Source organism: Propionispora sp. 2/2-37 (genome assembly GCF_001298735.1).
GTDB lineage: Bacteria > Bacillota > Negativicutes > Propionisporales > Propionisporaceae > Propionispora.
Genome location: NZ_CYSP01000008.1, coordinates 75,666 through 88,322, shown reverse-complemented (window position 1 = coordinate 88,322; position 12,657 = coordinate 75,666). Strand labels below are relative to the sequence as shown.

At 46.3% G+C, this 12,657-nt stretch carries 9 protein-coding genes; 8 read left to right on the top strand and 1 reads right to left on the bottom strand.

Annotated features, from left to right (window positions below):
* The first annotated feature begins 24 nt into the window (after window positions 1-24).
* The 8 genes from P22_RS10115 to P22_RS10080 all read left to right on the top strand — a co-directional run bounded on the left by P22_RS10115 (window position 25) and on the right by P22_RS10080 (window position 10,915).
* The gene (locus P22_RS10115; RefSeq protein ID WP_054260113.1) at window positions 25-1,434 is read left to right on the top strand and encodes a GH1 family beta-glucosidase; all 1,410 of its coding nucleotides are present in this window, start codon (window positions 25-27) and stop codon (window positions 1,432-1,434) included.
* A gap of 66 nt (window positions 1,435-1,500) precedes the next feature.
* The gene (locus P22_RS10110; protein WP_054260112.1) at window positions 1,501-2,841 is read left to right on the top strand and encodes a PTS sugar transporter subunit IIC; all 1,341 of its coding nucleotides are present in this window, start codon (window positions 1,501-1,503) and stop codon (window positions 2,839-2,841) included.
* A 223-nt stretch (window positions 2,842-3,064) separates the two neighbouring features.
* Entirely contained in the window at window positions 3,065-4,372 is a 1,308-nt protein-coding gene (locus P22_RS10105) for an S-layer homology domain-containing protein (protein WP_054260111.1), read from the top strand.
* 428 nt (window positions 4,373-4,800) lie between these two features.
* Complete coding sequence (locus P22_RS10100) at window positions 4,801-5,865, top strand: hypothetical protein (RefSeq protein ID WP_054260110.1); 1,065 nt, start codon at window positions 4,801-4,803, stop codon at window positions 5,863-5,865.
* A 140-nt stretch (window positions 5,866-6,005) separates the two neighbouring features.
* Complete coding sequence (locus P22_RS10095) at window positions 6,006-6,986, top strand: zinc ribbon domain-containing protein (protein WP_054260109.1); 981 nt, start codon at window positions 6,006-6,008, stop codon at window positions 6,984-6,986.
* A gap of 340 nt (window positions 6,987-7,326) precedes the next feature.
* On the top strand, window positions 7,327-9,498 hold the full coding sequence (locus P22_RS10090) for a PAS domain-containing sensor histidine kinase (RefSeq protein ID WP_054260108.1): 2,172 nt from the start codon (window positions 7,327-7,329) through the stop codon (window positions 9,496-9,498).
* Between the two features lie 18 nt (window positions 9,499-9,516).
* The gene (locus P22_RS10085; RefSeq protein ID WP_054260107.1) at window positions 9,517-10,227 is read left to right on the top strand and encodes a GNAT family N-acetyltransferase; all 711 of its coding nucleotides are present in this window, start codon (window positions 9,517-9,519) and stop codon (window positions 10,225-10,227) included.
* Window position 10,228: 1 nt separating this feature from the next.
* Window positions 10,229-10,915 carry an aspartate/glutamate racemase family protein gene (locus P22_RS10080; RefSeq protein WP_054260106.1) on the top strand — a complete coding sequence of 229 codons (687 nt, stop codon included), beginning with the start codon at window positions 10,229-10,231 and terminating at the stop codon, window positions 10,913-10,915.
* A 134-nt stretch (window positions 10,916-11,049) separates the two neighbouring features.
* Here the strand turns inward: P22_RS10080 and P22_RS10075 are convergent, their stop codons facing one another.
* Window positions 11,050-12,327: an LCP family protein gene (locus P22_RS10075; RefSeq protein WP_054260105.1), complete on the bottom strand. Its 1,278-nt coding sequence runs from the start codon at window positions 12,325-12,327 to the stop codon at window positions 11,050-11,052.
* Between the last annotated feature and the right edge of the window lie 330 nt (window positions 12,328-12,657).

Here is a 12,657-nt window from a genome sequence, read left to right as displayed (position 1 = left end):
GATTTTCTAAAAGGAGTTGAAGAAATGCGGTTTCCACACGATTTTCTTTTTGGAGCGGCTTCCGCGGCGTATCAGGTTGAAGGAGCATGGAATGAAGACGGAAAGGGTGTTTCCAACTGGGATGTATTTTCTAAAATTCCCGGCAAAACTTTTGAAGGCACCAATGGTGATGTGGCCGTCGATCATTACCATCGCTATAAAGAGGATATCAAACTTATGGCCGAGATGGGGCTGGAATCGTATCGTTTTTCGGTTTCCTGGCCCCGGATCATTTCCGATGGCAACGGGGAAATCAATCCCAAAGGACTGGAGTTTTACAATCATTTAATCAATGAATGCCTCGATTATGGCATTGTGCCCTTTGTTACCCTGTACCACTGGGATTTACCGCAAGTGCTGGAGGAGGCTGGCGGTTGGACCAACAAAAAAACGGTAGACGCGTTTGTCAAATATGCAACGGCTTGTTTTAAGGCCTTTGGCGACAGGGTTAAGCACTGGATTACCTTTAACGAGACGATCGTTTTTTGTTCGTTGGGTTATCTTGACGGAGCTCATCCGCCGGGAATCAGCAACGACCCCAAACGCTATTTCCAGGCTACTCATAATGTTTTTGTGGCCCATGCCCGGGCGGTGGAAGAATATAAGAAGCTCAAACAGTATGGTGAGATTGGCATTACCCATGTATTTTCTCCCGCTTTTCCGGTTGACGATAAACCGGAAAATGAGGAAGCAGCCTATCATGCCAATCAATATTCGCTGGCCTGGTTTTATGATCCGGTTCTAAAAGGGGCTTACCCGGAATATGTGGTCAGACGGATCCGGGAAAAAGGCTGGGAGCCGGACTGGACGCCGGAAGAATTAAGTTTTCTCAAGTGGGCAGCGCCTAAAAACGATTTTATCGGTTTGAATTACTATCAGCCGCAACGGGTTATAAAACATGATCCAGACGCCGAGTCCGGACCGGCATCACGCGAAGCGGTTACCGGTGCTCCGGGAAAGGTTTCTTTTGACGGAGTGTATAAAACCGTTCGTATGGAAGACAAAAAGTATACCAAATGGGGTTGGGAAATTTCGCCCGAAGGATTCCTGGACGGACTTAGGATGTTAAAAGCTGCTTACGGTGATATAAAATTATATATCACGGAAAATGGACTGGGTGATCAGGACCCGATTGAAAACGGTGAAATTGTTGATGTGGCGAGAATCCAGTACATTGAAGAGCATCTGAAGGCTGTAAAACAGGGCATCCGGGAAGGCATTCATCTGAAAGGATATTATGCGTGGTCAGTTATTGACTTGCTAAGCTGGTTGAACGGCTTCAAAAAACAATATGGGTTTATTTACGTAGACCAGCAAAATCATTTAGCAAGAAAAAAGAAGCTGTCTTTCACTTGGTACAAACAGGTGATTGCCAACAGGGGAGGCGATATCTAGTGTCCATCAAAACATGACGAATGGCAGTTAGACAGGGGAATTAAAAAATGAGGAGGTTTTTGATGAATGGCGAGTTTTGTGGAAACATTTGAAAAAATGACACCGGCGATTATGAAATTCGCTAATGCCAAGCCCATTGTAGCGATGAAAGACGGTTTGATGATTACCATGCCGTTAACTTTAGTCGGATCCATTTTCCTATTATTGGCGTTTGTACCTTTAGCCGGCTGGAACGAGTGGATGACAGGCTTGTTCGGAAAAAACTGGCAGGATCCGCTTTTTCAGGTTACCGGGGCAACATTTGATGTTATTGCTATGGTTGGTGTTTTTGGGGTTGCGTATCATTATGCAAAAAATGAAAATTGTGAGCCTGTATCGTCAGGTGTATTAGCATTGGTATCGTTTTTAATCGTAACTGCTTCATCAGTTGCTACAAAGAGCGGTGAAATCGTGGGCGGTGTTATTCCGAAATCCTGGACAGGTGGAAAAGGTATGATCGCAGCGATTTTAATCGGTATAACAGTAGCTTACATTTATTCCTGGTTTATTAAAAAGAAAATAACGATTAAATTGCCGGAAGGTGTGCCGGAAGGGGTAGCAAATGCGTTCTCAGCTTTAATTCCGGGAACAGTGACGATTACGTTGTCCTTTCTAGTCTATACATTATTTAAAGCAATGGCAGGAAAAACACTGATTGAAGTTATTTATCAAGTATTACAAATGCCTCTTCAGGGTTTGACGAGTTCGTTATTCGGCGCTATCGCTATTCCGTTTCTTATTTCCTTCTTCTGGTGGTTTGGAATTCATGGACCGGCAGTGGTTATGAACGGCGTTATGAGTCCGATTGTTGGAGCGAATGCATTGGCTAATCAGGACATTCTTAATGCCGGCGGACAATTGATTGCCGGGCAAAATGCCTATATTGTTACTCAACAGTTTGTTGATCAGTTTATTACCTTTGGTGGTTCCGGAATGACATTGGGTTTAGTTGTGGCGATGATCTTTTTAGCAAAATCCCAACAGATGCAGCAATTGGGTAAATTGTCGATTGTCCCTGGTGTATTTAATATTAACGAACCGATCCTCTTCGGTTTCCCGATAGTATTAAATCCGCTGCTGCTGATCCCCTTCATTCTGGTTCCGACTTTATCGGGTATTATCACCTATTTTGCGATTGCATCAGGATTTATGGCACCTTTTGGCGCTATGCAAGTTCCCTGGACGACACCGCCACTAATATCCGGGTTTATTCTCGGCGGGTGGCAGGCAGCATTGCTCCAGGCGCTGCTTATCTGCATGGCGGCTGTAATTTACCTGCCGTTCTTACGAATTGAGGATAAACGTCATGTACAGGAAGAAAAACAAGCGGCACAGTCAGAACAAAGCGGTGCTGGCCTTACACTATAAACCGTGAATAGAGTATTGAGAAGCGAACTTGTATCTGTCACTGACAGAACTGACTATAAAAAAGGAGGTGCCTGTCTGGTTTGCCACAGTTCTTGCAGTGTCCAGATAAAGGATTGAACAGAACCTGAGAAAGAAAATATTGAGAAAACACGGGGGACTCAAAAAAAGAATCTTAGGTGTGTTCAGGCCAACCCAAAACAGTAAGCTAAGGGGAGAGAAGACAATGAAGAAAAAATCACTTGCAGTGCTGGCGTTAGTGATAGCCATGGGATTTGGCGGCACGGCGCTGGCGGCTCCGGTCAATCCGTTTGACGATGTCCCGGCCAGCCACTGGTCCTATGCGGCAGTGGAAAAACTGGTACATGACGGTGTGGTAACCGGCTATGACGACAATACCTTTAAAGGCGACAAACCGCTGACCCGTTATGAGATGGCCGTGATAGTCGGCAAAGCCATTTCCAAACAAGAAAAAGCCGATGCGGACAATAAGGCTTTGATTGAAAAGCTGTCGCACGAATATTCCCGTGAACTGGATAATATGGGCGTACGCATTGACAATCTGGAAAGCCGGGTGGATAACGTCAAGTTCTTTGGTTATGTACGGGCTAATTATGACAGCGACACCGTGGAAGGAGAAACCAGCCCGGTCAACGGCAACGGCAACAAGCATTTCTATATGGACTTTGAAGCCAATATGAAAGTGAACGACCGCTGGGAAGCCCATTTCCAGAGCGAAACCAATGAAACCTACAGCACAAACCGGTCCTGGGGAGAAAACGACGGTACCTTCCAGAGAATCTGGGCCACCGGTTCGATTGGTGCAGTGGACGTCACGGCCGGTAAAAAATGGTGGGGATATGGATCCAACCTGGTATGGGGGCATTCGGGCAGCGGTGTCCAGTTTGACTATGCCGGACCGAGCTACAAAGTCAGCGTGTTCAATTTCCGGCCCACGCAGCTTGACGGCAACGGCAATTCCATCAATTTGACCAATGCTGCCAACACAACTATGTATGGGTTAAACCTGAATGCCGATTTATCCAAAGCGGTAAATGTCAACCTGCTGGTGGGGGGCAATGAAGCAACGGGAGACGAAACCCTAAGCAACGGCACCCTGCAAAAAGACAGCGGCATTACCAAATGGGGCGGAATCGATGTCAGCGCTAAAATCATGGATAATGTAAAAATCACCGGGTCCTATGCCAAAACCAATGCCGATGACTATGACTACAGCCAGCAATTCAGACTGGACTATAAGGGTATGGATTTGAAGAGCCCCGGGTCCTTCGGAGCCTATCTGCGGGTGCTGAAGCTGCAAAAATATGGCGATCCCTCGCATGATGACGAATGGAGTTCCCTGCCGTCAGATATGAAAGGCTGGATTCTGGGGGTTGACTACGCAATCGGAAAAGATATACAGTGGACAACCCTGTATGGCCACCAGAAGCTCAATATTTCCGGTACAGATACCTCTATGGACAAAGACAGCACCCGTAAACTAATCCGTACCCGGCTCGATTTCCATTTTTAAAGAAAATCGTAAGAAATATTGGAACTCTCGTGTATTGCGACTACACGGGAGTTCCTTTCATATATAAGACAAAGAACCCTTCTCATGTGTACCATGCGAGGGGTCATGTTGTTTATGTGAAATCGAAGAAGATTTGTTATACAAATTAATTAATTATAGCATAAGTAAAGGCGTTTTTCAAGAAGCTATTTGCAAAATATGTAAAAATTTGGAGAAAAATCCCAGACCGTTTTTGCAGCCTTTGCTAATTCTTGTCCAAATTTGGTTACCTATAGGAGAAAAAGTGGTATAATTAAATACCGGAGAGGGAGCGGCACGGTGTTGGTTGCTCACTGAAGTGAGGCAATTGACTCGGAGGACGGTCTCTTTTTATTTTGCGGCCGGACAGGCTGAAAAAGCAATATTATGTGTTGGTGTGGAGGGAAAACATGGGATTTGTAAGAAAACTGGCTTTGTTGGCTGTAGTGCTGTTTCTGCTGACGGCCTCGCCGGTACAGGCGGAGAAATACGGCCTGCAGGGAGTGGATGTTGAATTTTTGCCGGAGTGGACGGTCATTGCCAGTTCCGATTCAACCAAGCTGCTGCTTTCCGATAGTCCGGAGATGGTAAGCGAAGATGGTATTCTATATCAGGATCAGGTGGAAGGAAATGCGCGGTTGTTTTTCTATCATGTTAATGCCACGGCGCATGCCAAAAAATTTGATGTTGTGATTGAAAATAAGGGGCCGGCGGCAGCTACCGTAACGGTTAGCCGATATGGATTAGCGGGCCCGGAGTATGGTTGGATGAAGGTCGGGAAAGCGGCCCAGCAGTCTTATTTTACCAGTAAGCAGAGTTATCAAATTCATGTGCCGGCCAAGGGTATTAAGAGTCTGTCGCCTCAAATCGGTAAAGTCGCTATGTTGTCGAATATGCTGATCAATGGGATCTTTGACATTTCTGCCGACCGTCCGGTAACGGTCAAGGTAATGATGATGCCGGTTCTGGAGGACAGCGATATATTTGCCGCCAAGGCCAAGAGGCTGCCGCCGGACCCGGCATATCTCCGGGGTACATTTACCGGCGCCAACCGCTATGTGAAGCCGATTAAAGAATATGATCCCCAGGAACATGGCGTGGTGGCAATCACCCTGGCGGATAACCGGGAAGATCGGTATGTAAGAGGCACGGATGCCGTTAACGGGGCTGAGGTAATTAACTACGGCAATTATGGTGTTGCTTATCAAATCGATTTCCCTTCCAAAAGCGGGGGACGTTTTGCCTGTTATCTTGTTCCCCGGGGCGGGGAGTATGCCGGAATGATTGGCATACAAAATCCGGGGGTGTACTGGAGCCCGCTGGCTACACCGCAGGACCGGGTAAGCTTTGGCAATAATAAAAATGAAGATTTTTCTTTTCTAGGGACCTTCGACAGTGGTGAGCCGTTGTCGTTCACTTTCAGCCCCCCCGGAGCTTCGAACTTACCGGTAAAAATCGTTATTGTCCCGCAGTAAAGGCCGGCCTTTCCCGTAGCTAAGAGTGCAGGTGCTTTGGTTGTGGAGGATTTTAACAAAAAGAGTTGAATGATAGTATAGATGTAAGTCGCTGCTGCAGTGGCTGCCGAGCGGAATTTTTTTGTTATAGGGGGATGACTGTGCTGCAATTTTGTCCCGTATGTGGAGAAAAGCTGCCTCAGGCCGGTACGGTAAAGTTTTGTCCGGGCTGCGGACAAAAGCTGGCTGATTTTCTGGTTCCGGAAGCACCTCTTTTATCGTCGTTACCGGAGGTGCCGCGCTGTGACAGCGACATAGCTCACCAATATCCCGTAAAAAACTATGCCGATGCCTTACGATATTACGATGAGTTTATTGCTGAGCGGCAACGGCAGGGGCTGGATCAGGAAACCATCCGCCGTCAGGCCGGTGAGTTTTTTTCCCGGCTGAAGCAGCAATTGCCGCAACGTTCCGCAATGACGGTCAGGAAAGCAAAAGCCGTCAGGCCGTGCGGCCTATTGCCGGATCAAGTGTATAGTATAGTGTTAAAGTCGGTTGGCAGCAATAAGGAGCGGCTAATTCAGCGCCTAAGCCGGGTACTGCGACGCAGCCGGACGGCTGTTCGCATGGCCGTGGATCTGGTTCCGGGAATTATTGTGTATAAAAGCTATAAAGCCGAAGTACAGGCCGTGCTGGGTGTTCTGCAGGAAGAACAACTTTATTTTACCTTGATTCCAGGGGAGTTTGCCGCCGATGTCCGGATAGAAAGTCTGGTTTTTCAATTTGAAACACTAGATCATGAAGCCAGGCAATTATTACGGAGAGTGCCGCAGGGGTTTTGGCTGGGAGAAACCATACAGCTGGTGGCGTCCGAAATTGAACGTGAAGGCGAATTGGATATTCTGGTCGTGACCGGGCAGGCATTGTACCTATTTGGCCGCCGGTTAGCGGCAGGACAGCAACCGGAAGCCTATATTATACCATATAGCCAACTGGCTGAAATCCTGATGCATCAGGATGGAGGCGATGGAGAACTGGAATTGGTCTATAAAGAATATGGCCGGGAGGATTGGCTGCGTTTTGACAGTGAGGTACAATTGATGAAGGTCTATCAATATGTTAAGACGATCCTGGCGGAATAATTGTAGTGAAACTGCGAATGGTCGCTTTACATAATGCGAAAAATCGTATGTTGGGAAAAGAGAATCATAAACAGTAAGAAGTAAGGCCTGATGGCGCGCCATCAGGCCTTACTTCTTTATGACAAAATCCGGTTTTTACTTCTGTAGAGGATAAGAAGGTCCTGCATTTTTTGACGTGTTTTGCATATTTTGAAAAAATTTGACAAAAATAGCAGGTTATGTGCGAGAAATGGAGAATTATGATTTGTAAAATAAATTACAGTTTTTCAAAAATATAACACTGACTATGAAAAGAAAGTAGTATACGGTTTTATATTTTATTTTAGAGGATGATCTCCCATTGAAAAAAAAATCATTACGCGGAGAATTGCTTTTTTGGACATTTATTGCCTGCTTTATTCCCTATCTGCTTGGCTGTTTTTTTATCGAAAAAACTGTTGCCCGGCAGGTGCGCGAGGATTTTGGAGCCTATGCCCAGAGTGTGATCAGTAAGGTTCATACCAGAATTAACGATGGTGCGATTAAACCGGCTTATGAAGCGGTTACCTTGCTGGCAATGGATGACGGGACTTTATCGTTAATAAACTCTATTGGCAATCAACAAATTACTGATACGAATAATGAACTTTTAGATATTTACCAGGGGTTTACTAAGTATACTACCATATTTTCTCAAATTGAGGGGTTGGCGTTAGGAACAGAACAGGGTGGATATTTTGAATATCCCGATTATTTCACGCAGCAGGGTTATGACCCCAGAACCCGTCCGTGGTATCAGGCGGCAATGAAAAACAGAGGACAGGCCTGTCTTACCGACCCTTATATCATGCATACGACAGGAGAAATGGTGGTGGCTGTCGCCCGTGCCGTTGAACATCATGGGAATCCGGTAGGCGTGGTAGTAACAGGATGGAATTTGATGGAGTTTCAAAGAGAGGTGGAAGAACTTAAAATTGGTTTAAGCGGATATGTAATGATACTGAATAAAAATAATAAAATTATCGTGTCGCCCCGTCATAGAGAATGGCTGATGCGTACACCACAGGAACTTCACTTACCGGATGCTTTTTCTGAAGTGGAAGATGGGAAAATACAACAGATTATGCTGGACGGGAAAAACCGCCTGATTTGTGTGGATCGATCGGCTGAATCGGGGTGGAAAGTAGTTGCCGTGATGGACGAAGAGGAATTGCAGACTAAAGTGGGTATGGTCTTACGTCCGGTCCTGGTTGCCTATTTCGCCACGCTGATGATTATTTTCTCCTTTATTTTTTTGTTAACACAAAAGTATGTGGCTGAACCCATTAAATCTCTAAAGGAAGGAGCTGAGGCCATCGCTGCCGGGGATCTGGCAGCCAGGGTTAAATTGCAGAACCATAATGAATTTGGTGCTCTGGCGGCAGCTTTTAATGAAATGGCCGAGAAGCTGCAAAGTAACTTTGCCAGGATTCGGGAACAAAATGCCTTGCTGTATAAACGGGAGAAAGAATTTCAGACTTTGGTGGAAAACGCCCAGGATATCATTTTGCGGATTGACAGGGAAGGGGTTATTACTTATATCAATCCGGTGTTCGAATTGTATTTCCCGCGTCCGGTCCGGGAACTGTTTGGCAAAAAGCTGGACGTACTGGGTATGCCTCGCAGCTTTCAGGAGGAAATTGACACTGTGTTCCGCGAGGAAAAACCAGAGCCCCGCGAGCATGTAATCGAGTTTCCTTTCAGGAGCAGCCAGGGAAGCACTTATTGGCTGCAGGCGCATATCATACCGGAATTCTATGAACGGGAGCAGCCGGATACCATCTTATCCGTGATCCGCAATATTACCCAGCAGCGCAAGATGGAAAAACAGATGGCCCGTCTGGAGAAACTGGGACTGGTCAGGGAGATGGCGGCCGGACTGGCGCATGAAGTGCGGAATCCAATGACTACGGTACGGGGATTTTTACAGATGATTGCCTCCAAAGAGTCCGGCTCGTCTCATGCCTCATATTATCATATTATGATTGAGGAGCTGGACCGGGCAAATAACATTATCAGTGAATTTTTATCCCTGGCCAAAAATAAAGCCATTAATCCGGTATGCACCAATCTAAATGACGTTATCCATGCGATAGCGCCTTTGATACAGGCCGATGCGGCTATAAACAACAAAACGGTGTCGTTAGAGTTGGAACCGGTGCCGGATTTGCTGCTGGATAAGCAGGAAATTCATCAGTTACTGTTAAATATGGTCCGCAACGGCCTGGAAGCCATGCCGGGAAAAGGGACGGTACGGATTAAGACCTATCTGGAAGACAGGACAGTAGTATTGGCGATAGCCGATCAGGGAGGCGGTATTCAAAAAGAAATACTGGAGCATATCGGTATTCCATTTCAAACAACGAAAGAAAGTGCTGCGGGTTTGGGGCTGGCCATTTGCTACAGCATAGCCTCAAGGCATAAAGCCCAAATTACCGTTCATACCGGCAGCCAGGGAACGGAGTTTTTTGTTCATTTTCCCGTAATGCCGTAATTTTTTCGAGGAGGAGTTATGACGGATAGTCAACCAGGCTATGAGTTCAGATTTTTACATGCCGAGCATATACCGCAGATCCTGGCACTACAGGACTTAGTTATAGAAAACCTGACAGACAAAGAAAATTATTATAAGGAATCTATAGATTATTTTCAGGAAACATTAATAGGCGAAGAAAGTTCTCTGGGAATTTTTATGCAGGGGCAATTAATCGGTTACAACCTTGTTTCTTTCCCGAAAATGAAAGCTCACAATCTTGGTTTGGATGCCGGTCTTCATGAAAAGGATTTGTTGAAAGTTGCTCATTGGGGACCTGCGGCTATTCATCCGGCTTTTCAACGGCAGGGTCTACTAAAAAATATTATTACCAGACAATTGCATAAATTGACTAACAAAGGATATGAACATATTCTTCTTACTGTAGCACCCCGTAATTATCCTTCTTTACGTTTTGTATTGCAACAGGGCTTTCTTATTAAACAGTTAAAATTAAAATATGGCAATTTATTGCGATATGTTTTACATTTGAATATAAAACATCCTATTTCCAATCCGGTCTGCCGGGTCAGTGTGTCCGGTGCGGATCTGGATTCACAGCAGTTTATGCTGAATCTGGGCTTTTATGGGTATGCAGTGCGGGAGGGGCAAAACGGCGTAGAACTTTTATTTGGACATGACGGATTTTCTGGACAGATTTTGACCCGGCATACGGGAAAAGGCGGCTAAGATGAGAACCTGCGGTATTGTCGGCGGGATGGGACCGGATGCCACCGCCTTATTTTATCTGAAACTGGTCAGTAAGTTCCGTTTGCAGGAAAGCTATCCGCCTGTCTTGCTCTATAGTGTTCCCGAACCTTTTCAACTTACCGATGCTTGGCTGAAGTGCAAACAAGGAAGGCCGGTATTGCAGGACTTGGTGCTGGAGGGCATCCGGCGGCTTGGCCGTGAAGTCGACTTTTTGGTGATTCCCTGTAATACGGCTCATACTTTTTTCCCGAAAATCAGGCAGGCTTCACCGGTGCCGGTACTAAGTATTGTTGAGGAAACCTGTAAGTATATCGGCGACTCTATGAAATGGAAAAGAGTGGGCATTCTTGCCTCCACGGAAATCATACGGTCCGAATTGTACAGCAATGCTTTGTTTCAGAGGGGAATAGAAGTTTTGCTGCCGGGTCAAGGCCAGCAAGAACTATTAACCAATATTATTGTAAGAATTGTGCGGGGACAGCGGCTGTCAGAAGATGAGTCGGCCGTATGCAGCATAATCAGGCATTTGCAAGCCCGGGGTGCAGAAGGCGTTGTTTTAGCCTGTACCGATCTGCCGGTATTGCTGTCGCAGTGTATGGACGACTTACCGTTGCTGGACACCCTCGATGTGTTGGCTGAAGCGGCTAAAGCCCGTATTCTAGAGTAATGCACGAAGCAGGAATACCTGGATTCGGTAAATATCAGCCCGCAATTATGCCTGCGGAAGGCAGACAAAAGTAAAGCAAGCGGATCATCCTGATCAACGCTTGCTTTACTTTTGTCTGTGGAGACTTAGCCGGTTTAATTCACTCCTAAATCGCCGCTTCGGTGATCTTCAGCGACCTTTTTACCGGTGACCGGTTCTTGAGAAAGCCGGTTGGGAGGGGGAACTGGCGGCAAGGGAGAAAGGTTCGGTTTATCTGCCGGTGTTTTTCCGGTTTTATCGCCGGACTTAGAATCCGGTGTTTCTGTTTCCCTTTTTCCGGCCTTGCTTGGAGTTTTTCTCGTTCGTTCCGGCTCTGATTTCGTTTCTTCATAAGAATGTTTGTTGTCGGCAGCAGCCATAGCTACTTCAAAATCCCGAGGGATAGACAATTCATATTCCCTGGCCAGCCGTTCGGTAGCTTGTCTGTAATTTTCATTAAATGCATAGCCCTGGACAATAGCCATTTTGGCCCGCAAAGCCCTAATATCCGGCAGCCAGTAGCTGACTTCCCCCAGGTATGCCGGTGTGCCGGTTACCCACTCGGTTTGCAGGCCGTTTTTAGCCGCCTCACTGACAATGGGGATGAGGCTTATCATTTTCTTTATGGGCATATCGGTTTTTACGGTGGAGGCAAACTGACTGATGATTTCCGGCAGTTTAGTAATAATTTGTGGCTTGGTGCATTCGTTCACAAGGGCCTGCAGAAACTTCTGCTGCCGGGCTACCCGGCCGATATCGCCCTCTTCGTCGCGGTAGCGGACGTATTCGACAGCTGTCTGGCCGTTCAGGCGCTGTGTTCCGGGGCGAAGGTCAATATACAGTCCGCCGTTGTCGTCGTAAGGGTCGGAGTAATGCATGGCTTTGTCAACGGTGAGGGGGATCCCCCCCAGAATATCAATCATACGGACAAAACCGCTGGTATTGATTTCCACCGTGTAATCTATGGATATGCCTAGCAGATTTTCAACCGAGGCTCTGGAAAGTCTGGAACCGCCATAGGCAAAGGCGTGATTAATTTTGTCCCAGCCATGCCCGGGAATTTTTACCCGGGTGTCGCGCGGAATTGAAACCATAGTAAGCTTCTTGCTTTGAGGATTGACCGTCACCACAAAAATCGTGTCCGAACGTCCGGCATCGTCATTGCGTTCATCGACACCGAGTACTAAAACATTGACTTTTTCTTTTAGGGGCACCGTTAAAGTCTTAGCCAGTGTATTGGTTGCAGGCTGTTCGGTGATAAAGCCGTATATGGCCCCGGCCAGAAAAAAGATAGAGGTTAATAGCAATAAACCCAGCGTTATCCAGATTATTTTCGCCCACCGGGATTTTGGCTCTGGCGAAGCAGGAGGGGGGAGTATCGGGGATTGACCCACGCAATCACTTCCTTACTGTTTTCCGCCCAGCGGGAAACAGAGCATCTCAATTACCCGTTTAGAATAATATAACATGCTTTGCTATGTCAAGACTCGCGTTAATTATAGTCCTCTACATCCCAGATTAGCGGTATTTATGCAGGGAATAAAACGATAGCATGAAGTGCTGTTATGCTAAGAATAGCAAAGTGTAGCATACTTAGACATTTTTTGACGTAATCCTGCAGACAGAATAGGATATTTCCTTGACAAACTAATGATGTTAGTATTATCTTTATATTAGTTAGTTTAATTGTGTTATATGACAGATGTTGCCGAAGCATACGGGAG

What these genes read in the sequence shown, in the direction of transcription:
- P22_RS10115 (WP_054260113.1), top strand. Translation starts at nt 25, where the DNA reads ATGCGGTTTCCACACGATTTTCTTTTTGGAGCGGCTTCCGCGGCGTAT.
- P22_RS10110 (WP_054260112.1), top strand. Translation starts at nt 1,501, where the DNA reads ATGGCGAGTTTTGTGGAAACATTTGAAAAAATGACACCGGCGATTATG.
- P22_RS10105 (WP_054260111.1), top strand. Translation starts at nt 3,065, where the DNA reads ATGAAGAAAAAATCACTTGCAGTGCTGGCGTTAGTGATAGCCATGGGA.
- P22_RS10100 (WP_054260110.1), top strand. Translation starts at nt 4,801, where the DNA reads ATGGGATTTGTAAGAAAACTGGCTTTGTTGGCTGTAGTGCTGTTTCTG.
- P22_RS10085 (WP_054260107.1), top strand. Translation starts at nt 9,517, where the DNA reads ATGACGGATAGTCAACCAGGCTATGAGTTCAGATTTTTACATGCCGAG.
- P22_RS10080 (WP_054260106.1), top strand. Translation starts at nt 10,229, where the DNA reads ATGAGAACCTGCGGTATTGTCGGCGGGATGGGACCGGATGCCACCGCC.